The 25,012-nt window shown below is 70.5% G+C and carries 29 protein-coding genes; 17 read left to right on the top strand and 12 right to left on the bottom strand.

Annotated features, from left to right (window positions below; translation table 11 throughout):
- Nucleotides 1-57: 57 nt before the first annotated feature.
- Entirely contained in the window at nucleotides 58-912 is an 855-nt protein-coding gene (locus tag DFR69_RS10665; protein WP_110037295.1) for an aldo/keto reductase, read from the top strand.
- On the opposite strand, the gene DFR69_RS10660 is transcribed toward DFR69_RS10665, so the two are convergent.
- Entirely contained in the window at nucleotides 893-2,011 is a 1,119-nt protein-coding gene (locus DFR69_RS10660; RefSeq protein WP_110037294.1) for an NAD(P)-binding domain-containing protein, read from the bottom strand. The genes DFR69_RS10665 and DFR69_RS10660 overlap by 20 nt on opposite strands.
- Before the next feature lie 91 nt (nucleotides 2,012-2,102).
- Here DFR69_RS10660 and DFR69_RS10655 point away from each other — a divergent pair, with 91 nt between their 5' ends.
- From DFR69_RS10655 to DFR69_RS10635, 5 genes are all read left to right on the top strand, one after another.
- Entirely contained in the window at nucleotides 2,103-2,831 is a 729-nt protein-coding gene (locus DFR69_RS10655; RefSeq protein ID WP_110037293.1) for an enoyl-CoA hydratase, read from the top strand.
- A complete protein-coding gene (locus tag DFR69_RS10650; protein WP_110037292.1) occupies nucleotides 2,831-3,964 on the top strand; it encodes an MBL fold metallo-hydrolase in 1,134 nt (377 codons plus the stop codon). Before DFR69_RS10655 ends, DFR69_RS10650 begins: the two co-directional genes overlap by 1 nt.
- A 31-nt stretch (nucleotides 3,965-3,995) precedes the next feature.
- The gene (locus DFR69_RS10645) at nucleotides 3,996-4,280 is read left to right on the top strand and encodes an antitoxin (RefSeq protein ID WP_110037291.1); all 285 of its coding nucleotides are present in this window, start codon (nucleotides 3,996-3,998) and stop codon (nucleotides 4,278-4,280) included.
- Nucleotides 4,281-4,331: 51 nt separating this feature from the next.
- Nucleotides 4,332-6,593: an ATP-dependent DNA ligase gene (locus DFR69_RS10640; protein ID WP_110037290.1), complete on the top strand. Its 2,262-nt coding sequence runs from the start codon at nucleotides 4,332-4,334 to the stop codon at nucleotides 6,591-6,593.
- A 61-nt stretch (nucleotides 6,594-6,654) separates the two neighbouring features.
- Nucleotides 6,655-6,834, top strand: coding sequence for an antitoxin (locus DFR69_RS10635; protein ID WP_110037289.1), 180 nt, complete (start codon nucleotides 6,655-6,657; stop codon nucleotides 6,832-6,834).
- Nucleotides 6,835-6,898: 64 nt separating this feature from the next.
- Here DFR69_RS10635 and DFR69_RS10630 read toward each other — a convergent pair whose 3' ends face one another.
- The 6 genes from DFR69_RS10630 to DFR69_RS10605 form a co-directional block, all read right to left on the bottom strand.
- Nucleotides 6,899-7,543, bottom strand: coding sequence for a cysteine hydrolase family protein (locus DFR69_RS10630; protein ID WP_110037288.1), 645 nt, complete (start codon nucleotides 7,541-7,543; stop codon nucleotides 6,899-6,901).
- A 49-nt stretch (nucleotides 7,544-7,592) separates the two neighbouring features.
- Entirely contained in the window at nucleotides 7,593-8,231 is a 639-nt protein-coding gene (locus tag DFR69_RS10625; protein WP_110037287.1) for a DUF8020 domain-containing protein, read from the bottom strand.
- Nucleotides 8,232-8,448: 217 nt separating this feature from the next.
- Complete coding sequence (locus DFR69_RS10620) at nucleotides 8,449-9,186, bottom strand: energy-coupling factor transporter transmembrane component T family protein (RefSeq protein ID WP_110037286.1); 738 nt, start codon at nucleotides 9,184-9,186, stop codon at nucleotides 8,449-8,451.
- Complete coding sequence (locus DFR69_RS10615) at nucleotides 9,186-11,252, bottom strand: ABC transporter ATP-binding protein (RefSeq protein ID WP_110037285.1); 2,067 nt, start codon at nucleotides 11,250-11,252, stop codon at nucleotides 9,186-9,188. The genes DFR69_RS10620 and DFR69_RS10615 overlap by 1 nt, the downstream gene beginning before the upstream one ends.
- 151 nt (nucleotides 11,253-11,403) lie before the next feature.
- The gene (locus DFR69_RS10610) at nucleotides 11,404-12,180 is read right to left on the bottom strand and encodes a metallophosphoesterase (RefSeq protein ID WP_110037284.1); all 777 of its coding nucleotides are present in this window, start codon (nucleotides 12,178-12,180) and stop codon (nucleotides 11,404-11,406) included.
- A gap of 144 nt (nucleotides 12,181-12,324) precedes the next feature.
- Entirely contained in the window at nucleotides 12,325-12,750 is a 426-nt protein-coding gene (locus DFR69_RS10605) for a MarR family winged helix-turn-helix transcriptional regulator (RefSeq protein WP_110037283.1), read from the bottom strand.
- 53 nt (nucleotides 12,751-12,803) lie between these two features.
- Here DFR69_RS10605 and DFR69_RS10600 point away from each other — a divergent pair, with 53 nt between their 5' ends.
- The 3 genes from DFR69_RS10600 to DFR69_RS10590 all read left to right on the top strand — a co-directional run bounded on the left by DFR69_RS10600 (nucleotide 12,804) and on the right by DFR69_RS10590 (nucleotide 15,639).
- Nucleotides 12,804-13,433, top strand: a complete 630-nt coding sequence (locus tag DFR69_RS10600; protein WP_110037282.1) for a TIGR03086 family metal-binding protein — start codon at nucleotides 12,804-12,806, stop codon at nucleotides 13,431-13,433.
- A gap of 14 nt (nucleotides 13,434-13,447) precedes the next feature.
- Nucleotides 13,448-14,380: an RNA polymerase sigma-70 factor gene (locus DFR69_RS10595; protein WP_110037281.1), complete on the top strand. Its 933-nt coding sequence runs from the start codon at nucleotides 13,448-13,450 to the stop codon at nucleotides 14,378-14,380.
- Between the two features lie 80 nt (nucleotides 14,381-14,460).
- Nucleotides 14,461-15,639 carry an NAD(P)/FAD-dependent oxidoreductase gene (locus DFR69_RS10590; protein WP_110037280.1) on the top strand — a complete coding sequence of 393 codons (1,179 nt, stop codon included), beginning with the start codon at nucleotides 14,461-14,463 and terminating at the stop codon, nucleotides 15,637-15,639.
- A 251-nt stretch (nucleotides 15,640-15,890) separates the two neighbouring features.
- Here DFR69_RS10590 and DFR69_RS10585 read toward each other — a convergent pair whose 3' ends face one another.
- A complete protein-coding gene (locus tag DFR69_RS10585) occupies nucleotides 15,891-16,661 on the bottom strand; it encodes an RluA family pseudouridine synthase (protein WP_110037279.1) in 771 nt (256 codons plus the stop codon).
- A 69-nt stretch (nucleotides 16,662-16,730) separates the two neighbouring features.
- Entirely contained in the window at nucleotides 16,731-17,723 is a 993-nt protein-coding gene (locus DFR69_RS10580) for an adenylate/guanylate cyclase domain-containing protein (RefSeq protein ID WP_110037278.1), read from the bottom strand.
- Nucleotides 17,724-17,982: 259 nt separating this feature from the next.
- Here DFR69_RS10580 and DFR69_RS10575 point away from each other — a divergent pair, with 259 nt between their 5' ends.
- On the top strand, nucleotides 17,983-18,849 hold the full coding sequence (locus DFR69_RS10575; protein WP_110037556.1) for an NAD(P)-dependent oxidoreductase: 867 nt from the start codon (nucleotides 17,983-17,985) through the stop codon (nucleotides 18,847-18,849).
- A 1-nt stretch (nucleotide 18,850) separates the two neighbouring features.
- On the opposite strand, the gene DFR69_RS10570 is transcribed toward DFR69_RS10575, so the two are convergent.
- Complete coding sequence (locus DFR69_RS10570; RefSeq protein WP_110037277.1) at nucleotides 18,851-19,306, bottom strand: hypothetical protein; 456 nt, start codon at nucleotides 19,304-19,306, stop codon at nucleotides 18,851-18,853.
- 141 nt (nucleotides 19,307-19,447) lie between these two features.
- On the opposite strand from DFR69_RS10570, the gene DFR69_RS10565 reads away from it, so the two are divergent.
- Nucleotides 19,448-19,957 (top strand): pyridoxamine 5'-phosphate oxidase family protein, encoded by a 510-nt coding sequence (locus DFR69_RS10565; RefSeq protein ID WP_110037554.1) that lies wholly within the window; start codon nucleotides 19,448-19,450, stop codon nucleotides 19,955-19,957.
- On the opposite strand, the gene DFR69_RS10560 is transcribed toward DFR69_RS10565, so the two are convergent.
- Nucleotides 19,891-20,658 carry a MerR family transcriptional regulator gene (locus tag DFR69_RS10560; RefSeq protein WP_110037555.1) on the bottom strand — a complete coding sequence of 256 codons (768 nt, stop codon included), beginning with the start codon at nucleotides 20,656-20,658 and terminating at the stop codon, nucleotides 19,891-19,893. The two genes, DFR69_RS10565 and DFR69_RS10560, sit on opposite strands and share 67 nt — an antisense overlap.
- 61 nt (nucleotides 20,659-20,719) lie before the next feature.
- Here DFR69_RS10560 and DFR69_RS10555 point away from each other — a divergent pair, with 61 nt between their 5' ends.
- From DFR69_RS10555 to DFR69_RS10540, 4 genes are all read left to right on the top strand, one after another.
- Nucleotides 20,720-21,175, top strand: a complete 456-nt coding sequence (locus DFR69_RS10555; RefSeq protein WP_110037276.1) for a DUF6194 family protein — start codon at nucleotides 20,720-20,722, stop codon at nucleotides 21,173-21,175.
- A gap of 168 nt (nucleotides 21,176-21,343) precedes the next feature.
- Nucleotides 21,344-22,234 carry an AraC family transcriptional regulator gene (locus tag DFR69_RS10550; protein ID WP_167456223.1) on the top strand — a complete coding sequence of 297 codons (891 nt, stop codon included), beginning with the start codon at nucleotides 21,344-21,346 and terminating at the stop codon, nucleotides 22,232-22,234.
- 158 nt (nucleotides 22,235-22,392) lie between these two features.
- On the top strand, nucleotides 22,393-22,662 hold the full coding sequence (locus tag DFR69_RS10545) for a hypothetical protein (RefSeq protein WP_110037274.1): 270 nt from the start codon (nucleotides 22,393-22,395) through the stop codon (nucleotides 22,660-22,662).
- 19 nt (nucleotides 22,663-22,681) lie between these two features.
- Nucleotides 22,682-23,275, top strand: a complete 594-nt coding sequence (locus DFR69_RS10540; RefSeq protein ID WP_110037273.1) for a hypothetical protein — start codon at nucleotides 22,682-22,684, stop codon at nucleotides 23,273-23,275.
- Nucleotides 23,276-23,281: 6 nt separating this feature from the next.
- On the opposite strand, the gene DFR69_RS10535 is transcribed toward DFR69_RS10540, so the two are convergent.
- On the bottom strand, nucleotides 23,282-23,644 hold the full coding sequence (locus DFR69_RS10535) for a hypothetical protein (RefSeq protein ID WP_244198196.1): 363 nt from the start codon (nucleotides 23,642-23,644) through the stop codon (nucleotides 23,282-23,284).
- A gap of 141 nt (nucleotides 23,645-23,785) precedes the next feature.
- Between DFR69_RS10535 and DFR69_RS10530 the strand changes: the two genes are divergently transcribed.
- Nucleotides 23,786-24,643: an imine reductase family protein gene (locus DFR69_RS10530; protein WP_110037272.1), complete on the top strand. Its 858-nt coding sequence runs from the start codon at nucleotides 23,786-23,788 to the stop codon at nucleotides 24,641-24,643.
- Between the two features lie 46 nt (nucleotides 24,644-24,689).
- Nucleotides 24,690-24,869: a hypothetical protein gene (locus DFR69_RS10525; protein ID WP_110037271.1), complete on the top strand. Its 180-nt coding sequence runs from the start codon at nucleotides 24,690-24,692 to the stop codon at nucleotides 24,867-24,869.
- Nucleotides 24,870-25,012: the final 143 nt, after the last annotated feature.

The following is a 25,012-nucleotide window of genomic DNA, read 5'->3' as shown; positions in this document are numbered from 1 at the left end:
AAACACGCGAGTGAGCCGTCATTGACGGTACGGCGAAGCACTTCTACCGTCGGAAGGGTGACCTTCCGAAGCGCAGGCAGCCCTGTTCCCACCATCGTGCTCAACGACGGGAACGTCATCCCACAGCTCGGCTTCGGCGTCTTCCAGGTACCGGAGGACGACGTCACGCCCGTGGTGGCCGAGGCGCTGAAGGTCGGCTACCGCAGCATCGATACGGCCGCGGTCTACGGCAACGAGGAAGGCGTAGGCCGCGCCATCAAGGCCTCGGGGATCCCGCGCGACGAAATCTATGTCACCACCAAGCTGTGGAACTCCGAGCACGGCTACGACAGCACGCTGCGCGCCTTCGACGCCAGCATGCGCCGTCTCGGCCTGGACTATCTCGACCTGTACCTGATCCACTGGCCGGTCCCGTCGGCAGGCCGTTTCGTCGACACCTTCCGCGCCTTCCAGGCGCTCAAGTCGCAGGGCCGCGTCGGCTCGATCGGGGTGTCGAACTTCCGGGTGATCGACCTGGAGACCCTGATCGCGGAGGCGGGCGAGACCCCCGCGGTCAACCAGATCGAACTCCACCCCACCCTCGGCCAGCGTGAGCTGCGGCAGTACGACGCCAACCACGCGATCGCCACCGAGGCGTGGAGCCCGCTCGGGCAGGGCACCCTGCTGGACAACCCGACGATCGTCACCATCGCCAAGGAACTCGACCGCACGCCGGCGCAGGTCATCATCCGGTGGCATCTGCAGCTGGGCAACATCGTGATCCCGAAGTCGGTCACGCCCTCGCGCATCGCCGAGAACTTCGACGTGTTCTCGTTCGAACTCGACGGGCCCGCGATGGAGGCGATCAGCCGCCTCGACACCGGCAGCAGGGTGGGCCCCGATCCGGCCACCTTCAGCGCCGGTCTGGAGTGATCCCCAGGTATTCGGTCAATTCCACGGCCGCGGCCCGGCCCGCCCGGTTCGCGCCGATCGTGCTCGCCGACGGCCCGTAGCCGATCAGGTGCACCCGGGGGTCCACCTCGACCTGGGTCGCCAGCCGCCCGGTCATCGTGATGCCGCCGCCCGGCCCGCGCAGGCGCAGCGGGGCGAGATGGTCGAGCGCGCTGCGGAACCCGGTGGCCCACAGGATGACATCGGCGGTCTGGAACCGGCCGTCGGCCCAGCGCACCCCGGTGGGCTCGATCCGTTCGAACATCGGCTGCCGGTCCAGCACGCCCCGGTCGCGGGCCGCGCGTAGGCGCGCGTCGAGCGGCAGACCGGTCACCGAGACCACCGACCCCGGCGGCAGCCCGCGGCGTACCCGGTCCTCGACGATGGCCACCGCGGCCCGCCCGTCCTCCGGCCGGAAGGGCTCGGCGCGGAACACCGGCTCGCGCCTGGTGACCCATGTGGTGGACGTCACCTGGGAGATCTCGTCGAGCAACTGCACCGCCGAGATGCCCCCGCCGACGATGACCACGTGTTTGCCCGCGAACTCCGCCGCGGTCCGGTAGTCGCGGGTGTGCAGCTGCCTGCCCGCGAAGGTGTCCGCGCCCGGATACACCGGGATGAACGGGTGTTCCCAGGTGCCGGTGCCGTTGATCAGCCCGCGCGTGCGCAGGGTCCCCGCGCCCTCGGTCTCGACGTGCAGCACCTCGCCGCGACCGTCGCAGGCCTGCCCGTCCGCGGTGCGATCACAGACCACCCGCACCGTCACCTGCCGGTGTACGCGCAGGTCGAAGCGCTTTTCGTAGAGTTCGTAGTAGTGCGGCACCGCGGTGGCGGCCGGCGCGGACTCCGAGCCGGGCGGCAGCGTCTCCGCGAACGACATCCCCGGCAGGTCGTGCACGCGGTTCACGGTGGTCAGCGTCAGTGAGGGCCAGCGGAACTGCCACGCGCCGCCGGGGCCAGGGGCGTGGTCGACGATCAGGAAGTCGCGTTCGGGCTCGAGTCCGAGGCGGCGCAGGTGGTAACCGGCCGAGAGTCCCGCCTGGCCCGCGCCGATCACCAGGATGTCGAAGTCTGTCGCCACAGCCGCCAACGGTATCGCCTTGCGGGGCGTTCCCGGCCGCCTGTGGCAGAGTGAAGACATCCATGGTGTCCGGTACTTCTGGGGAGGATGCATGCTCGGCGTGACTCGCGATGGTGACGTGATCACCATCGAAATGCGGCGCGAGGAACGGCGCAACGCGCTCAACGAGGAGCTGGTCGGTCAGTTGCGCGCGGCCATGCTCGACGCCGTCGATCAGGGCGCGCGCGTCATCGTGCTCACCGGGCGCGGCCCGATCTTCAGCGCGGGCGCCGATCTGTCCGGGGTCTACTCCGAGTCGTTCCTCGACGGCCTGCTCGACATGCTGCACACCATCGAATCCCTTCCGGTGCCGGTGATCTCGGCGATCAACGGTGGCGCGCTCGGCGCGGGCGTGCAGCTCGCGCTGGCCTCGGACCTGCGGGTGATCGAGCCGGACGCGTTCATCGCGATCCCGGCCGCCAAGCTCGGCATCTCGGTGGATCGGTGGACGATCTCGCGCCTGGTCTCGCTGATCGGCGGGGGCCCGGCCCGCACGATCCTGCTCGCCGCCGACCAGGTGAGCGCGTCGGATGCCTACTCCTACGGCTTCGCCAACAAGCTCGGCTCCCTCGCCGACGCGCAGGACTGGGCGAAGTCGATCGCCGCGCTGGCCCCGCTGTCGCTGCGCGCGATGAAGCTCATGCTCAACGACGACGGCACCCGCGACCCGGCGAGCGCCCAGCAGCGCGCCGCCCTGGAAGCGGCCTGGACCAGCGACGACGCCAAGGAGGCCCGGTTGGCACGGCAGGAGAAGCGCCCGGCGAAATTCGTGGGCCGCTGATGCGGCTCGCACGCGTGGCGGGGTCGGTGGCGAGCGCGGTCGGGCTCGCCTGGGTGGCGCGTGCGGTGCGGGGTCTGCCCACCGCGCTCGGCGCCGGACCGGCCGAGATCGAGCCGACCGCGCTCGGCAAGTCGTCCTATCGCGACGGCCGTTTCCACAACACCGAGCCGAGCAGCATGGTCGCGCCCGGTGCGGCGCCGTCGCTGCTGTGGTCGGGCATCACCAAGGGCCGCGTCGGCAGGCCGTCACGGCCGGTGCCGCTGGTCACGCCCGCGCCGCCGGAGCAGGCCGCGACCCTGGCCGTCACCTGGTACGGGCACGCGAGCGCGCTCGTCGAACTCGACGGCTATCGCGTGCTGGCCGATCCGGTGTGGAGCGAGCGGGTCTCGCCCTCGCCCGCGATCGGTCCGGCGCGGCTGCATCCGCTGCCCGGTGATCCCGCCGCGGTACCGACCGTCGACGCGGTGATCATCTCCCACGATCACTACGACCACCTCGACAAACCCACCGTCGACCAGCTCGTGCGCGATCAGCGCGCGCCCTTCGTGGTGCCCACCGGCATCGGCGCGCATCTGCGCCGCTGGGGTGTGCCCGAGGACCGGATCATCGAGCTCGACTGGGGCGGCTCGGTCTCCCTCGGCAAGGACGCCGACGATCGCGGCCTCACCATCACCTGTGCCGAGGCCAGGCATTTCTCCGGTCGCGGCCTGATCCGCAACACCACGCTGTGGGCGTCGTGGGCGCTCGCCGGGCCCACCAAGCGGGTGTATTTCGGCGGCGACACCGGCTACACCAAGGCCTTCGCGCAGGCGGGCGCCGTCCTCGGCCCCTTCGACCTCACGCTGCTGCCCATCGGTGCCTACGACGAGCGCTGGACCGATGTGCACATGAATCCCGAGGAGGCGGTGCGCGCGCACGCCGATCTGTGCCTCGGTGACCCCGCCCACGGCCTGCTGGTGCCGATCCACTGGGCGACCTTCAATCTCGCGTTCCACGGCTGGTCGGAGCCCGTGCGGCGGCTGATCGAGGCCGCGGCCGAGGCGGGCACGCGCACGGTTGTCCCCAAGCCGGGTGAGCGGGTGGTTCCGAATGACCTCCCACCACGGGTTTCGTGGTGGGAAGATGTGGAGTGACTGACCCAGCTCGGGAAAGGAACATCGGCAGATGAGTCTCGTGGACACCTTGAAGGGCTTGCTCGGCAAGGGCAAGGAAACAGTCGAACAGAACGCCGACAAGATCAACGAAGCGGTCGACAAGGCCGGGACGTTCATCGACGAGAAGACCGGCGGCAAGTACAGCGACAAGATCGAGAAGGGCAAGGACGCGGCCAAGAAGGTCGTGCCTCCGCAGTCCGGCACCGATCAGGGCACCGGCGGCACGGCCCCGAAGACCGACCCGGGCGCCACCCCCGGCGGCGCGGCCCCGACCGATCCGGGACCGCAGGCCTGATTCGGTGCGCGGGGGCCGGAGCTGATCGGTCCCCGCCGCCGAAGCGCGTCGATGGTCCGCCGGGAGTTCCGGGGTCCGCCGGGTGAGCCGGAGATCGAGGTTGAGCTCAGCAACCTCGACAAAGTGCTGTACCCGGAGACCGGGACGACCAAGGGCGAGGTGATCGCCTACTATTCGGCGATCGCCGAGGCCATGCTGCCCCATATCGCCGGGCGCGCGGTCACCAGGAAGCGGTGGCCCAACGGCGTCGAGGCCGCCGACTTCTTCGAGAAGAACCTGCCCGAGCACGCGCCCGCCTGGATTCAGCGCCGGGCGCTGGAGCATTCCAGCCGCAGGGTGGTCTATCCGCTGATCGATTCCGAGGCGGGGCTGGCCTGGCTCGGCCAGCAGGCGGCGCTGGAAGTGCATGTGCCGCAATGGCGTTTCGACGGCGAGCAGCGCGGCCCGGCCACCAGGATCGTCTTCGATCTCGACCCGGGCCCCGGCGCGGGGCTCGTCGAATGCGCGCGCGTCGCGCTCGCCGTGCGCGACATGGTCGCCGCGATCGGGATGCGGGCCTTCCCGGTGACCAGTGGTAGCAAGGGAATTCACCTCTACGTGCCCCTGGATCGCGAGGTGAGTTCACGCGGCGCCTCGACGGTCGCCAAGCAAGTGGCGACCAATCTCGAAGCGCTGCACCCCGATCTGGTGACGGCCACGATGGCGAAGGCGGTGCGCAAGGGCAAGGTCTTCCTCGACTGGAGCCAGAACAACGCCGCCAAGACCACCATCGCCCCGTACTCGCTGCGCGGCCGCGCCGAGCCCAATGCCGCGGCGCCGCGCACCTGGGCCGAGATCGAGAACGCGAAGTCGTTGCGCCAGTTGCGGTTCGACGAGGTGCTCGCGCGCTGGCGCGCCGACGGCGACCTGCTGGCGGAGCTCGACCCGCCGCTCCCCAGCGGCCCGGACGCGCTCACCAAGTACCGCAGCATGCGCGATCCAGCGCGGACGCCGGAGCCGGTGCCGGCCGGGTCACCGGAACCGGGCCCCGGTGACCGCTTCGTCGTCCAGGAGCATCACGCCCGCCGCCTGCACTACGACGTCCGCCTCGAACGTGAGGGCGTGCTCGCCTCCTGGGCGGTGCCCAAGGGGCCGCCGACCGAGCCCAAACACAACCGCCTCGCCGTGCGCACCGAGGACCATCCGCTGGAATACCTGCACTTCCACGGCACCATCCCCAAGGGCGAGTACGGCGCGGGCGAGATGACCATCTGGGACTCGGGCACCTATCTCACGGAGAAGTGGCGCGAGGACGAGGTGATCGTCGAACTCGACGGCGAACGGCTGCACGGCCGCTACGCGTTCATCCGGACCAACGGCGACCAGTGGCTGATGCACTACATGCGCGACCAGACGCGCCGGGAACCCATGGTGGACAAGGGTTCCGGTGCCCTGCCGCGCGGCCTGTCACCGATGCTCGCGACCGCGGGCGAGGTGGAGCCGCTGCCCGCCGACGAGTGGGCCTTCGAGACCAAGTGGGACGGCTTCCGGGTGATCGTCGAGGTCGACGACGACGGTGTCACGGTGCGCAGCCGCGCGGGCAACACCGTGACGGCGAGGTACCCGCGGCTGGCCGCCCTCGGGGAGGAACTGGCCGGGCACCGGGTGGTGCTCGACGGGGAGGCGGTGGTCTTCGACGATCGCGGAATCTCCGATATCTCCGCGCTGCAAGCAGATTCGGCGCGTGCGGTGTTCATCGCCTTCGATGTCCTGCACCTGGACGGCACCTCGCTGCTGCGCAAGAAGTACAGCGATCGGCGCGCGGTGCTCGAGGCCCTGGGCAGGCTGGCGCCCTCGCTGAATGTCGCTCCGCTGCTGGAGGGTTCGGGCACGGAGGCCATGCGGGCGAGCCGCGAGCAGGAACAGGAAGGCGTCGTCGCCAAGCGCAGGGACTCGGTGTATCAGCCGGGCAAGCGCGCGCAGACCTGGCTCAAGCAGCGCAACTGGCGCTCGCGGGAGGTGGTGCTCGGTGGGTGGCGGCGCAGCGACAAACGGGAATTCAAGTCGCTGCTGCTCGGCATCCCGCACGAGAACGGCCTCGTCTACGTCGGCCGGGTGGGCACCGGATTCGATGCCGAGCAGTCCCGCAGGCTCGCGACCGAACTGCGGCGCCTGCGCCGCGAGACCTCGCCGTTCGTCAACGAGATGACCGCCGAGGAGCGCCGCGACGCCGAATGGGTCACCCCGAAACTCACCGGCACGGTGCGTTTCCAGGCGTGGACCGACACCGGGCGGCTCTGGCATCCGGTGTGGGACGGTCTGACCCGCCCGTGAAAGCTGCGCAGTTGCTAGGGTGATCGCGTTGGACGCGGTTCGAATCAGCGAGGAGTGCACGGTGGATTTCAAGAACCTGGCGGGCAAGGCGATGGACATGGCTGCCCAGCACGCGGACAAGGTCGACAACGTCATCGAGAAAGCCGGTGACGTGGTGGACGAGAAGACCGGCGGCAAGTTCGCCGGACAGGTCGACTCCGCGCAGGAGGCGGCGAAGAACGCCGTCCGTAATCAGGCTTGAGTTGCCCCGGCGGGCCGGTCGACCCCGGCCCGCCGATCCGGCACGCTGAGAATTTGCCCGCCGGTCATTTCCCGGCCATCAGGCCGGTGATCGTCGCGACGTCGGTGACCAGCGCGTTGCCCTGGAACGCGAACTCCTCGTAGGCCCTGGCGATGCCCGGCTCGTCGCGACCGCCGCAGGCGTCGCTGATCACCACGGGGACGAAGCCCAGGTCGGTGGAATGGGCCACGGTCGGCGCGATGCCGATCTCCAGTGCCACCCCGGCGATGGCGTAGGCGCCGATCCGCAGGTCGCGCAGCAGGCTCGCGAGCGGGGTGCCCTCGAAGGCCGACATCGTCATCTTGTCCAGTACCAGCTCGTCCGCGCGCGGCATCAGTTCCGGGACCAGCTCGAAGGACGGGGTGTCGCGCTGCAGGATGAACTGCACGTCGTCCACGGATTCGGCCTGCTGCCAGCCCATCAGCAACCGCATGGCGTACACGCCGGAGAGGCGGCGCGGCGGGAAGAAGTGGCGCAGGAAGATGATCGGATACCCGGCGGCGCGGGCGGCTTCGACGACGCGCACCACCCGATCGATGATCGGCTTGCCGCCGTCGGGCAGCTGGCCGAGGACGCCGACCTGCATGTCGTAGACGATCAGCGCCATCCGATCGGGGGCGCACAGATCGTCGAGGTCTACCGGAATGTCGAGTCCGTTGCCTTGTCGCACCGGCGCCAGTGTAGGCGCCGATGCGACGGCGATTCGGTTCTCGCGCAGACTAGTTGGCCTGCTGCGCCCAGCGGGTGGTGCCCGGCGGCGCGGTCAGGGTGTTGATCAGATCGATGCCGGCGACGACCAGGGTGGGGCCACCCGCGACGATGGTGCCGATGATCCCGCCGACGGTGGCGCCGGTGATGAAGCCGGGCAGGGCGCCGATGCCGCCGGCCGCGGCACCGACCACGAGGCCGATCACGGCGCCGATGGCCATGCCGACGAAGCTGCCGATCGCGGTGGCCAGCCCGAAGGTGGACGCGAAATTGGCCTGTGCGGCGTAGTTCTCGGCGGGGGAGGCGACCGGGGTCAGGTTCGGCCGCGCGGCGGCGACGTCCTTGACGGCGGTCAGCTCGAGCACCCGGCTGTCCTCGCGCAGCTTGTGCGGGAGCGGGTATTCCAGCGCGCCGTCGCGCACCGACAGCGGCAGCGAGACCAGCGTGGCGCCCGCCTCGTCCCGGACGTCGACCTTGCCGCCGTCGATGGTGAAGGTGCCGTTGGTGAGGGTGGTGACGACCGTGTTGCCGATGAGTTCGGTGCGGAACTCGACGTCAGGGGCGACCGGCTCGGCGTGCGCGACTCCGGTACCGACCAATGCCGCCGCGAGGATCGGGATCGCCGCGGCGGCGATCTTACGGATGATCATGTGAACGTTCCCATCTGGTTCATCAGGTGTGAGACATGCCCAAACGAAGGCGCCGATGATCGTGTGGCTTCCCCCGAGAAGCGTTGCGGCGGCGCGTGAAGCGGTCCAGCTCGGTTTCCGAGTTGAACCATAGTCGCCTCGAGGGTTGCCGAACAGTGAATTTGAATTTTAAACCTAAATTCTTTGAGAGTTATTCGCTATGGTTCGCTGTGTGCTGTCACAGCGCGACGCTCAGGGCGATCGCGCCGGCGCACACTGCGATCACCACGCCGAGCGCGACCGCATCGCGCCTGGTCGGAGCGCTGGGGTGGGCCGTGAGCATGCCGGTGCCGCCGCGGGCGGTGATCGCCTCGCCGAGCTCGCCCGCCCGCCGGGTCGACACCGCCATGCAGGCGGTGAGGATGTCGATGAGCGGATTGTCGGCGGCGCGGTGCAGCAGGTCGTCCTTGGGGCGCAGCTTGCGCGCCGCCCGCAACACCCGGATCTCGTCGAGCAGCAGCGGCAGCCCGCGCAGAGTGAGCGCGACGACCACGGCCCACTCGTCCACCGGCAGACGCAACTTGCGCAGTGGCGCACCGAGTTTCGCGAGCGCGGGGGCCACCTCGCCCATCGGCGTGGTGTAGGCGATCAGGAACGAGGCGGCCACCAGCACCATGCCGAAGACGAAGACCTGGGCGTAGCCGAGCACGGCCTTCGTCCCGATCGGGGCGTTGATCAGGCCGCCGAGCACCACCAGGCCCCAGAACCACCAGGGCAGGCGCGGCAGCGCGCCCAGCGGCAGCCGGGCCAGCACCCAGATCACCACGAGGAAGCCGATCATCACGCCGAGCACCGGCCACGACGGCAGGAACATCAGCAGCAGGCTGATCAGGAAGGCGGCGATCATCTTGGTGCCCGCCCACAGGCGGTGCACGACGCTGTCGACGGGGACCTCACGCAGCAGGACCGTGCTCATCACCGACCACCTTCCGGCATCGCGCGGTCGAGCGGGCTCGCGGGCGCCGGGCTCGGTCCCTCCTCGCCGAACCCGCGCCTGCGCGGTGGTGCTCCGGCGCCGGACGCCTGCTCCGCGCGGACGCCGCCGCGCACCGCGCTCGCCTCGAGCACGCCCGCGTTCAGATGCACCGTGCGGTCGCACACGGCGGCGATGTCGGCCACGTCGTGCGAGATGACGATGAGGGTCAGTCCCGAATCCCGGAGCCGGGCGAGCAGCTCCACGATCTCGGCGCGGCCGTGCGGATCCAGCCCGGCCAGCGGCTCGTCCAGGACGACCACCTGCGGCCTGCTGGCCACCATGGCCGCGAGCACGACCCGTTTGGCCTGTCCGCCGCTGAGCGTCTCGATCGAGCGCGCCGCCAGCCGCCGGTCCAGGCCGACCGCGTCCAGTGCCTGGCCGACCGCGCCGGAGCCGGTGGCGCGACCGCCCCAGTCGGCGATCTCGGCGCCGACCGTCTGCTTCTGCAACTGCAGCCGCGAGTGCTGGAAGGCCAGCGCGACCCGGCCGATCTGTTTGCCGACCGGATCGCCGCGCAGCTCGCAGCGCCCGGAACTCGGCGCGATGAGCCCGGCCATGATCCAGGCCAGCGTCGACTTGCCGGAGCCGTTGCCGCCGACGATCAGCAGCGCCTCGCCGTGGCGCACCGACAGGTCGACGCCGTGCAGGGCGGGCGCCTCCCACGGCGTGCCGCGGTTGTAGGTGTGGCGCACGTCGGTCAGTTCCAGGATCGGCGGGCCCATGGGGCGGCGGCGTTGATCGCGCGCCGGCTGCGGCCAGCTGGCCAGGTGGTCGACTACGCGGCCACCGGCCAGATGGATCACCCGGTCGGCGGCGTCGGCGTCGGCCTCGTGGTGGGTCACCAGGACCACGGCGGTCCCGTGCTTGCGCGGCAGCTCGGCCAGCAGGGCGACCAGGTCGCGGCGGCCGTCGGGGTCGATCATCGAGGTCGCCTCGTCGGCGATGAGCAGCGCGGGGCGCCGGGCCAGCGCGGCCGCCACGGCGAGGCGCTGTTGCTGTCCGCCGGACAGGGTCGCGGTCTCGAGCCTGCCCATGCCGTCGAGGCCGACCTCGGTCAGCAGCGCGTCGACGTCGACCTCGGCGGCACGTTCCGCCGCCAGGCCCCAGACGACGTCGTCGGCCACGGAGACGCCGAGGGTCTGGCTCTCCGGTCGTTGCAGCACCAGCGCGGTGCCGCCCACCTCGCCGAGCCCGGCCGAGCCCGGCCTGCTCACCGCGCCCGTCGTCGGCGGCCTGCCCGCCAGCACCCGCGTCAGCGTCGACTTGCCCGAGCCGTTGTGCCCGACGACGGCCACGAACTCGCCGGGCCGGATGGTCAGGTCGATGTCGGACAGCGCGTCGGCGCCCGCGCCCTCGTACCGGTAGCCGACGCCGTGCAGCGTCACCGGCAGCGGGCCGACCGGCCGATCGTCGGCGGGCGCGTCGAGCCGGTCGCTGCCGGGTAGCCAGGCCAGCCGATCGAGCACCGAGCCGAGCACGAACCAGGACACCAGGCCGCTCGCGACGACGCCGAGCGCCACCGAGCCGCCCAGATAGACCCACCACCAGCGCAGGAACGCCTCGGTGAGGTCGGCGGCGGCCCGGCCGAGCGGTTCCAGCGCGGCCTGGCGCGCGGCCAGGTTCTGGATACCCTTGGCGGTGTTGCGGATGGCTTCGAAGAACAGCTCCCGCGTGCGGGCGAAGACCAGCAGCATGCCCACCGAGAACAGCCCCCACGCCACACCGGCCACGATCGAGAGCGCGAGCACCGCGGGCAGCCCGCCCCCGCGTCGCTTCACGATGCCGATGATGCCCGCGATCGTGGCGGCCCCGAACACCCCGAGCGCGGGCATGATGCCCGCGGCGACGAACGTGACCAGTCCCGCGGCGATGGTCGCGGTGACCAGCGCGCGCAGGCGGTAGCGGTGCGCGAGCAGTCCGAGCGGGACCGCCGCGACCAGCTGCAGGGCCGCCGCCATCGGCACCAGGGAACCGATGGTGATCAGGCCGACGGTCAGTCCGGCCATGACGGCGCCGGTGGCCAGCTCGATGGGGCGTAGTGGTCCGCGGGGGAGAACCGCGGGCTTTTCTCTCACGGTCCCAGTCTGCCAGGGCGCCGGGCGGTCGGCTCGTGCCCTCGGGTGAGGATCGTGTGGGGAAACTGTGTGGTTGCCGGGCTCAGATCGGCGGCTCGGCCAGCCAGCCACCCATCGCCACGGTCCGGAAATGGGTTGTGAGCGTGTTGGTTTCGTCGATGACGTGCAGCGCGACGGCCGGATCGGGGGCGTAGTCCATCACCTTGTGCGGCAGCGTGACCTCCCATTCACCGCCGAGGACGGAGGCGGTGCTCGGGCAGGTGATCATCGGTTTGCCCGCGAAGGTGGTGGCGATCGGCGAGTGCGCGTGGCCGGTGAGGACGCCGATGACGCGGGGATCCCCGGCCACCACGGCGGCGAGCCGGGCGGGTTCGGCGAGGGCGATCACGTCGACGACCGGGCTGGCGACGGGACGCGGCGGGTGGTGCAGCGCGATCAGGATGGGGCCGTCCGGCGCCTCGGCGAGGGCGTCGGCGAGCCAGGCGTGGGTCTCCTCGGCCAGCAGGCCGCCCGGTTCGCCGGGAACGCTGGAGTCGAGCATGAGGACGGTGAGCGGGCCGACGCGGTGGACGCTGTTGATCGGGGCGTCCGAGGCCGGTTCACCCAGCAGTTCGGTGCGGAAGGTGGTGCGATCGTCGTGATTGCCCGGCAGCAGGCAGACGGGGATGTCGGCGCGCAGGGCCAGCCGCGCCTCGGCGTACTGCTCCGGCTTCCCGGAGTCGGTGATGTCGCCCGTGACGAGGATGACGTCGGGCCTGCGGGGCAGATCGGCCAGATAGGCCATCACCCGCTCCACGCGCTCGGTGTTGCGCGGGGTGAGATCGAAGTGGGTATCGCTGAGCTGAGCCGCCAGGATCATCGGCAGTCGCTTTCTTCTCTGGGATCGCTCCGTTGCGTCAGAGTGTGCCGGTATGACTCGTCGGCACCTCTCAAGGCTAGATGACCTGCGTATATCCGTCTTCATGAGCCGTACCACGGGCCGAAACCTCATCGGTGGTCTGTGTCACTTCTCACGCTCGGCGAGGTATTGCAGGACGCGCAGAAAAGTGCGCCGATCCTCGGCGGGCACGTCGGCGAGCAGCCGCTGTTCCTGGTCCTGGATGTCGCGCTGGGCGCGGTCGCGCAGGCGTGCGCCCGCCGGGGTGAGCCGGACCAGGTTCACGCGGCGATCGGTGGGGTCGGGATCGCGCCGGAGCAGGCCGCGCCGCTGCAGATCGTCGAGGACCGGGATGATCCTGGTCTTGTCCGCGCGGATCGCCTTGGCGAGCGCGGCCTGGGTGTGCACGGGCTCCTCGTCGAGTCCGAGCAGCACCGCGTAGGCCCACATGGTGAGGCCGTGCCGTTCGAGCACGGGGAGCTCGGCGTCCGTCAGCGCGCGGCCGAGCGGCACCAGCATGGCCGCCAGGTCGGGGCGGGTCGCTTTCGGCATGGTCGCAATGTACCGACCTTGTCGTTTCGTACGTGTGTGCTTACGATATGCGTATGCCTACTAATACGGAGTACCGGCTTCTGCTCGCCCGGCACTCGCTGGCCGTGCGAATGAGCGCCGACGCGGTCGAGGCGGCGTCCGGTACCGCGCTCTCCGCCGAAACCCCCTGTGTGGGTTGGGATCTGCGAGCGCTGCTCGAACACATGGGAACGCAGAACCGGGGCTTCGCGGCGGCGATGCGCGGCGCGGACGACCCGGCCGTGTGGGAGGTCCGCCCGGCCGCCGATCCGGTCGGCGACTTCCTGCGCTCGGCCGAGGACGTCGTCGCGGCCTTCGCCGAGCCCGGCGCAGGCGCCCGCACCCTGGTCCTGCCGGAGATCCCGCCCGGCCGGTTCCCCGCGCGCCTGGCGCTCGGCTTCCACCTCATCGACAGCGTGGTGCACGCCTGGGATGTCGCCCGGTCCGCCGGCCACACCGTCGACCTGGACCCCGACCTGGCCCCGACCGCGCTGCGGATCGCCGAGGCGGTGCCCGCCGGGAACTCGCGCCGGCGTCCCGGCGCCGCCTTCGCGCCCGCCCTCGCCGTCCCGGACGAGACGGCCACGCTGGACCGCGTCCTGCGGCTGCTCGGCCGCGCGCCCGACTGGGCGCCGGGCCGGGCTGGCGCCGCCCCACCCGCATAGCCGACCATGGGGTGATGACACGCCCTGCCGATCTGTTCGAAGCCAGTCGCGGCCGCCTGGAGGCGATCGCCTACCGGCTGCTCGGGTCGGCCGGTGACGCCGAAGACGCGGTGCAGGACACCTACCTGCGCTGGCACGCGGCCGACAAGGACCTGATCGAGACGCCCGAGGCGTGGCTCACGAAGGTGCTCACCAACCTCTGCCTCAACCAGCTCACCTCGGCCAGGGCGCGGCGGGAAACCTATGTGGGGCAATGGCTCCCGGAGCCGGTGCTGGCCGGTGACCGGATGCTCGGTCCCGCCGAGACCGTCGAGCAGCGCGAGTCGGTGTCGCTGGCGATGCTCACCCTGATGGAGCGGCTCTCACCCAACGAGCGCGTGGTGTACGTGCTGCGCGAGGCGTTCGGCTACCAGCATCGCGAGATCGCCGAGCTGCTCGACCTCACCGAGTCGAACTGTCAGCAGATCTATCGGCGCGCGAAACAGCACGTCGGCGGGCGCTCGCGCGCGAGCGTCGACTCCGCCACCGCCCAGCGGATCGTCGAGGAATTCCTGGCCGCCGTCCTCAGCGGCGACACCGACCCGCTGATCCGGTTGCTCGCCGACGACGCGGTGAGCGTGGCCGACGGCGGCGGCCGCGTCCCGGCCCGCAAGTCCCCGGTCGTCGGCGCGCTCGCGATTGCCCGCTACCTCTCGCACGTGTTCCGCCGGACCCCGGCCAAGCTGACCTACGTCGGCGGCGAGCCGGTGTTCTACGCGGACGTGGTCAACGGGGAGCCCGCGGTGCTCGCGGTGGTCGACGACCGGATCATCACCGTGCTGAGCGTGGTCGCGACACCGGACGGCGTCGCCGCGGTGCACCTGCAGGTCAACCCCGAGAAGCTGGAGCGGCTCAACCGGCAGTGGGCCCTCGCGGGACCGCATCGACCACTCGCCGTGGCCTGGTGACCCACATCACATCGCCGAACTGTCAGGGTTCGCGCGCCTATCCGGTTCAGGAGGGGAGTCCATCCCGATAGGAGCGAGCCATGAAGCACCGCATTGTCGTCCTCGGAGCCGGGTACGCCGGAGCCACCGCCGCCGGTCGTCTCGCGAAGCGGCTGCACCGCGACGACGTCGAGATCACCCTCGTCAGCGCCGACGCCGATTTCGTCGAACGGGTGCGCATGCACCAGCTCGCGGCGGGCCAGGAGCTGCGACAGCGGCCGCTGCGCGAGCTGTTCGCGGGCACCGGTGTCCGGGTGGTGAACGAGCTGGTCACCGCCGTCGACGTGGATGCCAAGATCGTCCAGCTGGCCGATGCCGAACCGCTGGCCTACGACTCGCTCGTCTACGCGCTCGGCAGCACCGGCGCCACCGACGTGCCAGGGGTCGTCGAGCACGCCCACAGCGTGGCGGGCAAGCAGGCGGCCCTGCGCCTGCGCGCCCGGCTCGACACGCTGGCTCCCGGCGCGACGGTCCTGATCGTCGGCGGCGGCCTGACCGCGATCGAAGCGGCCACCGAGATCGCCGAGGCGCACCCGGATCTCGCGGTCACGATCGTCGCGCGCGGCGGGGTCGGGGACTGGCTGCACGAGAAGGCGCAGCGGCACCTGCGCACCGTGTTCGACCGGCTCGGCATCACCGTCCGCACCGACACCGACGTCACGCGGGTCACCGAGAACGGTGTGATCACCGGTGCGGCAACGGAACTCGACGCCGACGTCACCGTGTGGACGGCCGGTTTCACCGTGCACCCGATCGCCGCGGCGACCGGCCTGACCGTGTCGGACACCGGACGGATCGTCGTCGACATCACCATGCGGTCGGTCTCGCACCCCGAGGTCTACGCCGCGGGCGACGCCGCCCAGGCCCCCGGACCGGACGGTCGCCCGCTGCGCATGTCCTGCGCCGCCGGCACGCCGATGGCCTGGCGCGCCGCCGACGCCCTCGCCGCCCGGCTCACCGGCGGGACGGCGCCCGAGGACCCGATCGGCTATGCGGCGCAGTGCATCAGCCTCGGCCGCCGCGATGCCGTCTTCCAGCGCGTGAGCTTCGCCGACGAGCCCACCTCGACCGTCCTCACCGGCCGGCTCGGGGCCCGCGTCAAGGAGTTCATCTGCGCGGGCGCGGCCTGGGGCGTCGGCCATCCGACCGTGCTGATGCCGACCCGGCGTCGGCGGATCGTCGCGCTCGACGCGCGTGAGGATCGGCTCGCCGCGCGGTGAACTCCGGCGATCCGACGGCGGCAGCGCCTGAGTCCAGGCGCTGCCGCCGGTCGGATTCCGCTGTGTCACAAAGAATTACGGCCGAATCGTGCGGCGGGCGAAGTTCCTGTCCGGTCCGTTGCGAGGGCCCTGTTCCCGTCGCCAGTGGGCTCGGATTCCTCGGCCCCACGTCGCGGGGCCGCGTGAACACCGTGCGGCTGCCCCGCGTGAATGCGCTGGAACCAGCTGCCTCGCAGGGTGTTCGGCCCGCGTCAGCCAGTGATCGTGGACAGTCGCTCATTCGCCGTGGCCAGCAGGTCGGCCGCCGCGGCGGGGTCGGTGCCAAGGGGCACCCAGAAGTCGGGGCCGGGGGTCGCCCTGACATCGAGGACCGGTGGGGTGAGCCAGTCGGCGTCCAGGCGCAGCTGCCAGGAGTGCAGATGGGTCCGCGGGAAGGCGGCGGTGCGGTCGAACAGCGGGTCACCCAGGATGGGGTGGCCGATCCAGGCCAGCTGGACCCGGATCTGGTGCCGCCGGCCGGTGACCGGCGCGAGCGCGAGCAGCGTGTGCTCCCCGTGCGTGGCCACTTTGGCGAACCGGGTGAGCGACGGATAGTTCTTCGCCGCGAGCAGATCGGCCTCCTCGACGAACCAGCGCCCGCCCGCGCGGCGGATGGCCTCGCGCGGCGCCGCGATCCGCACCCGGTTCTTCCGCCCGACACTGAGCGGCAGATCGAGCTCGCCGCGCTCGGGCAGGTCGGTGCCCGACACGATCGCCAGGTAGGCCTTGCGCGCGGTCTGCTTGTTGAACTGTTTGGTCAGCGGGCCGTGTGCGGTCAGATCGGTGGCCAGTAGCACCAGGCCCGAGGTCACCTTGTCGATCCGGTGCACCGGGTACAGCTGGGTGCCCGCCGCCTGCGCGAGCTCGACCAGATCGGTGTCGTGCCGTTCGCCGGTCACCGAGATCCCCGCGGGCTTGTTCAGCGCCAGCACGGCGTCGTCGGCGTACACGGTGTACTGCTCGCGCACGCTCTGCCAGTCCATCTCCACGACGACACCCTAGAGAACGGTGTGCGTGGCCGCCGCTGGGAGGCCGACCGAGGGTCACCGCCGCTAGGTGGCCGAACGCAGGCGGTGCGGGCGCAACCGGTTGAAGCCGCGCACCCGCACGCTGCGCAGATGCCGGATGGCGAATTCGGGATCGCCGTCGAGCGCCTCGGCCGCGGCGTCGTCGATGAGGATGTTGCCCGGCCGTGCCACGCCGGTGAGGCGGGCGGCGATGTTGACCACCGAGCCGTACAGGTCACCGAAGCGCTGCAGCACCTCGCCGTAGGCGAAGGCCACCCGCAGCTCCGGGGTTCCGCCCACCAGCATCGTCGACTCCTGGATGGCGAGCGAGATGCGCGCGGCGTCCACCGCGGTCTCGGCGGCGAACATCACCTCGTCGCCGACGTTCTTGATCACCCAGCCGCCGTTGTCGGTGATGGCGGAGGTGGTCGTCGACTCGAAAGCCTCCAGCAGCGTGGACAATTCGTCGGGGTGCAGGTGTCGGGTGAGGCGGGTGAAGCCCACCATGTCGGCGAAGCCGACGGCCAGGGTGCGCAGCGTGTCGCCGCCCACCTCGGCGTCGATCGAGCGGGCGACGGCCGCCGCCAGATGCCTGCGCCACACGTACGACTGCAGCTGCTCGATGCTGGACATGGTGGATTCTGTTGCCGCGCTGATCCTTTCCTCGAGCGGGATCGCGGGATCGCCCGCCGCGGCGCGCGCCTTGATCTCGGCGAGCACCAGATCGGCCTGCCATTCGGCCAGGCGCGCCATGCCCTGGCCGATCGTGCGCGCGGCGGCGGCCTGCTGGCGGATGTCGGAGGCCGCAACGACTTTCATGCTGCGGAAGTTGGTGACGGCGGTGATGTCGAGCTGGGTGTAGTCGACCTCGTCGTTCTCGTTGGCGGGGAAGCCGAGCGCCGTCCAGAGCCGTCGCGATTCGCTCTCCGGGACGCCGGACTGCTCGGCCACCTGGGTGCGGGTGTACCGGCGCGGCCCGGCCAGCAGTGCTTGCTCCACCGTGCGCTGGACCAGCTCGTTCATCTCGGCATCCGACATGGCAGTGACTCTACGACGCGGGCTGTCCTCGCAGGTCACACCTGTGCGGCGTTGGGTGTCGTCACAATCGCCGTCGCGCCGACCGGGCCGAGCGTGACACCGGGCACACCCGGCGCCTGCCCGCGTCGCTGACCTGGATCCTTACCCCGAGGTGGGGAACTCCGGTGCCAAGTGCGTACTTGCCGGGCCTGTCCACCGCGCCGACAGTGAGAGCACCGCGGTGGTCATCGGACCCCGCCCCTTCTCGATCGGAGCGACCATGACGAAATCGTCGGTGACCGTGCTCGGAACCGGATCGATGGGCGCCGCGCTGGCCCGTGCCCTGCTCGCCGCCGGCCACCCGACCCACGTCTGGAACCGGAGCCCGGAACGAACGAAAGATCTGGCCGCCGCGGGCGCGATCGCGCACCTGTCGATCGCCGACGCCGTCGCGGCGAGCCCGGTGTCCATCGCGATCCTGACCGGTTTCGACGCCACCCGTTCCAGCCTCGCCGACGCGGACCCGGCCGGCCGCGACATCATCACCCTCAACAGCGGAGCACCCGCCCAGGCAAGGGAATTCGGACGTTGGGTGCAACAGCGCGGCGGCCGCTACCTGGGCGGTGCGATCAAGAATGTCGCAGCGGCGGTGGGCGATCCGGACACACAGCTGTACTTCGGCGGTGACCGTGCCGTCTTCGACGCCCACCGCGAGACCTTGCGCGTCTTCGGCGGCGACCTCGAATTCCTCGGCCCCGAGCCGGATCTCGCCGCGCTGTACGAGGCCGCGGTCGGCGCCACCCTGCTGCCCGCCCTGCTCGGTTTCGCCGAGGGCGCCGCGCTGCTCGCCTCGCGCGGGCTGCCCGCGCGCAGCATGGTGCCGTACTCGGCGAAGTGGCTGCGGATGATCGAATCGCTGCTGCCGACCCTGGCCGAGGAGATCGACACCAAGGATTACACCCGGCTCGGCTCCTCGATCGACCTGTTCGCGACCGCGCTGTCCGAGGACGCCGTCGTCGCCGCCGAATCCGGCGTCGACCTGTCCTGGCACGCCTCGATGCACGAGCTGCTGCGGCGCGCCGTCGCCGAAGGACGTGGCGAGCAGAGCGTCACCGCCCTGTTCGAACTGCTCGCCGCGCGGCGGTGAGTCAGTACAGCACGCTGTAGGTGGCGGCCAGGGTGAACCCGTGCTCGCCGACCTCGCAGGTGACGGTGCCCTGATAGCCGACGCCGCAGGTCGCGTTGCCCGAGGTGACGCGGTGACCCTCGGGCAGCACCTTCGCCTCGGGATGGGTGAAGGTCGGGCGCTCGCTGTCGACGAAGTGGGCGGCCTCGAGCGTTCCGACCCGCAGCTGATCGGCCCACTCGGGCGCGTCGATCGGGACCGCGTCACAGCCGGTCGGCCCGTTGTTCCAGTAGATCGCGCAGTGACGCCCGTCCGGCGTGCGGAAGAAGACGTTGCCGCCGTACGGCTCGGACACCACGTAGTCCGCGCGGTCGACCGGCGTGTAGTCCCACAAGCCCGATTGCGCGTGCGCCGTGCCCGCCGCCACCAGCGTCACCGCTGCCCCCGACAGCACCGCGAGCGTGGATCGATTCCCCATGAGAGCCCTCCCTTGTCTCGTCTACCTGGTGTTTCGCCGAGTGCGCCGACATCGTTAACCCGCGGGTATCCGTTCCGGGTCCGTGCCAGGTGATGGCTGGGTATGGTCGGCGCACAGTGCCATGAGCTGGAGGTGGAGACGGTGGGTATCAAGCAGCGGGCCGCGGTGCGGATGTCCGAGGAGGAGATCGCGCAGTTCCTCGATCGCAGCCGGGTGCTCACCCTGGCCACCCTCGACGCGGCGGGCAAGCCGCACCTGACGGCCATGTGGTTCGGCCACATCGACGGCACCATCTACTTCGAGACCAAGTCGAAGTCGCAGAAGGCGGTCAATCTGCGCCGCGACCCCACCCTCACCTGCATGGCCGAGGCGGGCGACACCTACGACCAGCTGCGCGGCGTCGCCATCGAGGGCACCGCCCACCTCATCGAGGACACCGACGACGAGGAGTATTGGAAGGCGGGCATCGACATCTACGAGCGCTACGTCGGCCCGTACAGCCCCGAGGTCCGGCCGTTCGTGGAGGCCATGATGAACAACCGGATCGTGGTGCGCGTCGAACCGACCCGCGTGCGGTCCTGGGATCACCGCAAACTCGGGTTGCCCGCCATGCCCCTGGGTGGGAGCACCGCGGAGTCGCCCGCGCCCTGACCGAGCAGTTCGGCCAGCGGCGCCGCGGCCTCGAGCAGCGCGAGTGAGCGCGCCGTGAGGGCGGCGTCTCTGGCGGACAGCGCCCGCCGCACATCGGCGGTGTCGCGGCGGAATTCGGGCATGATCGCGCGGATCTGCGGGATCCGATAGCCGGCCCTGCGCAGCTGATGGACGATGCGGGCATCGCGCACCTGGGCCGGGGTGTACTGGCGCGCAGTGCCTTTCGCGGTCGAGCGGTCCGGTACGACCAATCCCTCCGCGTCCCAGTGCCGCAGTGTCGACGTCCGGATGCCGAGTGCCGCGGCGAGTTCGGCGATGTTCATCGCATCGGTCGCGCGGACGTCGGTGATCTCTTCTGTCGCGATCGCTTCCGCCGCGGTGCGGGCCAGCGCGAGGTCGACGCGCTCGCCGTGCAGGCCGGCGTGGGCTTCGTCGAGCGCGGCCAGGGCACGTGCCCGCGGGCCCGCGTGCACGATCCGCAGCAGCCGCTTCGCCGCCACCGGCCCGAGCGCCGCCGCGAGCCCGCGATAGGCCAGCGCCGAGTGGACGTGGATCTCGCGATAGACCCGATGGCCGCCCGCCGTGCGGTCCGCGGGCGGCAGCACGCCGTCGCGTTCGAGATTGCGCACCTGCTGCACGGAGTACCCGGCGCGGCGCGCGACGTCGACCGTACGGCCGACAGGCGAGTGGAGGTTCCACATCGGAAATCCCTGGTGATTGTTGAAAAAGTCCACACAAGCACTTCAATGAGAAGCTCGAACCATGACGATAGACGACATCCTCGAGTTCCTCGGTTCCCTCGACGGCGTACTGATCCTGCGCCCCGAAGCGGGCAGTGACGCACCGGAGATCAGCTGGGGCGATGCGTTCTGCTACTACGCGCCCGACGGCATCGTCCCCACCACGGTCCAGCCCTTCGCCACCATCGTGACCAAGCAGTACCCCGACGAAAGCGACACCGGGCTGGACCGCCCCGGCGCCTTCCGGGTCAATGTCGCCGCCGGTCGCGACGCCTTCACCGCCTGGACCGGCCACGCGCCGGGTCGCACACCGGCCCGGCCCACCGCCGACGACACCGTCCTGCCGCATCCGACCTACGGCTCGGCGGGCTGGCTCGCCGTCGTGAATCCCGGCGAACGGACGGCCACCGTGATCCGCGAGCTTCTCACCGACGCGCATGCCCGCGCGCGTGCGCGGTTCCAGCGCCGGACCTCGTGACGGCCGGGGCGGGGCGCACCGTCCGACACGGGGGAACAATCCTGTTCACGAAGTGGGATCGGTGTCAGCATGGAGGCCATGAACCCGGGCGAGGTCGTATTCGGTGGCCCTACCTTGTCGACCGCCGAAGTGCCGCGGCGGGAATCGTTCGATCTGTGGGCTTCGATCGTGAGCGAGGCGATGGTCGGCTGCTCGATGGAGCCGCTCGACGACGGGCCGTTCCACGGCTCGTTGACGCCGAAGGTGACGGCCGAGTCGATGTCGATCGCCGTGGTGTCGAACTCGGCCGAGATCGCCCGGCGCAACCAGCGCCACATCTCCCGCGCGCCCGAGCCCTATGTGATCGCGGGCCTCACCCTGTCGGGGGTCGTCGGGCTGACCAGTGACGAGCAGGTACTCCCCGTTCCGGCCGGAGCGATGTACCTCGTCGACGGTGAACGCCCACAGTCGGTACGCACCACCGCGTACCAGGGCATCCTGGTCCGAGTGCCGAAGGCGGCGCTGCTCCGCACCGCCGGACTCGGTCCGGGGGAGTTTCCCTCGGTCACGACCGTCGAGCCGATCGCGCACGGCGCGCTGGTCATCGACTTCTTCCGCAGACTCGCGACGCTGCCCCCGGAGACCGCCGCGGTGCCCCAGTTGCTCAACGCCGGTGTCGAGCTGCTCGGTGCGGCAATTGCCATCCGTCGAGGTCGGGGGCCGTCCGGGCATTCGGCGCAGACCCTCGACCGCGAGTATCTTGTGCGTTTCCTCCGCGCGAACCTGGCCGATCCGCGACTCACCGCGCAGAGCATCGCCGCCGCGTGCGGTATGTCGCGCCGGAAGCTGTTCAGGGCGATCGGCCCCGATGACGGCGGTCCGATGGCCCTGCTGCGCAGCATGCGCGTCCAACACGCGCGCGAACTGCTGATCGCCGGCCCCGACCGCACCATCTCCTCGGTCGCCCGCGCCTGCGGCTTCGCCACCGATCGGCACTTCTACCGCGTCTTCCGCGGCGAGACCGGGATGACGCCCGCCGAGTATCGCGAATACATCCTCTCCCGGCCGCGCCACGCCTGACGCATTCTTGCGAATGAAGGCACGTTCTGTCGCTGAACGGTTGCTGAATGTCAGTTCGCGCGTCGGACCGGTCTCTGTCGCGCCGAATCCGGGCCGCCGCGCGGTACCGTGATGTGACCGTTTCACAGGCTTTCGAGTACGTGAGCGAAAGGAACGTCATGACCGTCGACCATCGTTTGCTGCTGACTGGCTCGCGCTCCAGAGGTACCTTGGGTCCGGTCGAGTTGATCACCGGAGGCCTTCTGCTCACCGCCGCTGGCCTCGCGATGGTCGGGCCACTCGTCGCCGCGCTGCTGATCCGCCGCAGTGGCTCGGCCAGGGTGGTCGAGACCGCCGCGACCATGCCGCTGATCCTGCTCTCCGTCGCCGTCACCCTGGCACTCACCGCGGGCATCGGCATGGTGGTGACAGCGGTGCGCCGCCGCTGATCTCTGCGAGAATGCGGCCGTGGGTGACTATTTCGAGCGAATCGTCGATGTCGAGGTCTCCGGTACCGAGGCGGCCGCGACGGCCGAGCGGATGATCGACTGGATGGTCTCGCGGGGCTGGCTGACCAGGGAGATGTCCGGCGAGGTGATGTACAGCCTTCAGGTCTCGGAAGGCCATGTGCCCGGGCCTGATTGGGGCGAGATCACCCAGGAATGGGGTGCGGACTGGATGCCGGGACCGGTCGCGGTGATCACCGTCCGCGACGCGCACTACCCGGGGCAGGGCGGGATCCCGCCGTCCTCGGTGGACTGCCCGCGCTGCGCGGCGACCGCGGTCATCATCGACTACCCCAACGCCTGGGAACCCGATGAGGCTGTGTGGCAGCCGTTCTCGGAAGCCATCGACAACTGGCGCTACACCGGTGACGGCCCGATGACCTGCCGCGCCTGCGGCGTCACCAGTCCGATCACCAGCTGGGAGTGGGCGGACGGTTTCGCCCTCGGCGCGCTGGCCTTCGACTTCTGGAACTGGCCTCCGCTGTCCGATTCCTTCGTGGCCGAGTTCGCCGCGCACCTCGGCCACCGGATCGTCCAGCACGGCGGCAAGTTCTGAGCTCGCTCAGCCGCGATAGACCTCCACGTAGGCATTGGTGGCCACGGCGACGATGCCGGGCCCCATGCCCGTGCAGCCCGCCGTGACGCGCTGCCCCTCGGGGGTGAAGGGGTAGCTGAGCGAGTAGTACGGGCCGATCGCGTACATGGGGAACGGACCGCTCGCGTACAAGCCGACGCAGTCGACGTGGAGCACGTAGTTGCTGCCGCCATCGGGCTGACAGACAGCCGACGCGCCGAACATGTCCCGCTGCACGGCGCAATCCTGCGGAGCCGCCTGCGCGGACCCCGTCCCGATGATCGCCACGGCGGCCAAACCAGAAATACCAGCGGCCGCGACACGTGCCGCGGCGAATACTGCTCGTTTCATGTGGAAACTCCTCCGGTGTCACGGTGATCTTCGGGTGGTTCCCGCGAATCGTTACTGATCCGAACGACAGGCTTGACCTGAAGTTGGGTTGAGCTCCTACCGTCCGATCTCGAATGTTGTTCCACGAGAACGGAGAAGGCGATGACGGTCACGGTACTTGGCCTCGGCGAGATGGGGACGGCACTGGCGCTCGCCACGCTGGCGACTGATCAGCAGGTCACGGTGTGGAACCGGTCGGCGGACAAGGCCGCTCCGCTGCTGGCGAAGGGCGCGCGCGAGGCCGCGACGGTGGCGGCCGCGGTGGCGGAGTCCGAGGTGGTGCTCGTCAATGTGAAGGGCGGCGGGGTCGCGGCGGAGTTGTTGCGCGAGGCGGGTGCGGGGCTGGCGGGCCGAACCGTCCTCAATCTGACCGATGGACCCGCTGAGCAGGCCAAGGCCACGGCGGAGCTGGCGGCCGAACTCGGCGCCGACTACCTGCACGGGCAGATCATGACCATCGCCCCCGCGATCGGCTCGCCGGACGCGGTGATCTTCCTCGGCGGTTCCCGCGCCGCGTTCGACCGGCACGAAGGCCTGCTGCGGGCACTGGGCGGGCGCGCGAGGTACGTGTCGGCGGATCCGACGGTTCCCGTCCGCTACGGAATGGCCGTGCACGACATCATGTGGGGCCTGCTCAACGGATTTCTGCACGCCTCGGCGTTGCTCGGGAAGGCGGGCCTGTCCGTCGGCGAGTTCAGCGAACACGCCGAACCGTCGCTGGCCGGGATGCTGTCGATGTTCCCGATGCTCGCCACCGAGATCGACCGCGCCGAGCACGCCACCCCCTACGGCGCGCTCGTGCACCACCTGCCCTCCATCGACGATCTGATCACCGAGAGCGCGGCGCTCGGCATCGACGTGGAGCTGCCGAACTACACCCGCGGCCTCGTCGCGCGGGCCATCGACGCCGGTCACCGCGACGACAGCTACTCCAGGCTGGTCGAGCACTTCCGGCGCTGACGCGACGGCATTGCCACGTCCCGCGGTATCGGCGGACACTGGAGGAATGGTTGACAGAGAGCAACGCACGCCGTTCTACGGGGTGGTGCTGATTCTCGCGGCCCTCGGTGCCTCGATGGCGGTCAGTTACTACGGGCCCGCCTGGCTCCGTGTCACCGTCTACATCCTCACGGCGATGATCGTCGTGGTCGGCGGTGTGATGACCTTCCGCGACTACTCGCGCTGATCCCGCGACGACGCGTCGCCCCCGGTCCGCCAGGGGCGACGCCTTCCGCCGCGCGATACCGAGGTCACCCGGATCGGGACGAAAGTACTCAAGCGTGACTGATTCCCGCGCGTCCCTCGCTGCCTAACGTCGTGATGACAGCA

It is taken from the genome of Nocardia neocaledoniensis (genome assembly GCF_003182135.1).
GTDB classification, from domain to species: Bacteria; Actinomycetota; Actinomycetes; order Mycobacteriales; family Mycobacteriaceae; genus Nocardia; species Nocardia neocaledoniensis.
Note: the sequence above shows the minus strand (reverse complement) of the source record. Positions and strands in the feature narration are given on the sequence as shown.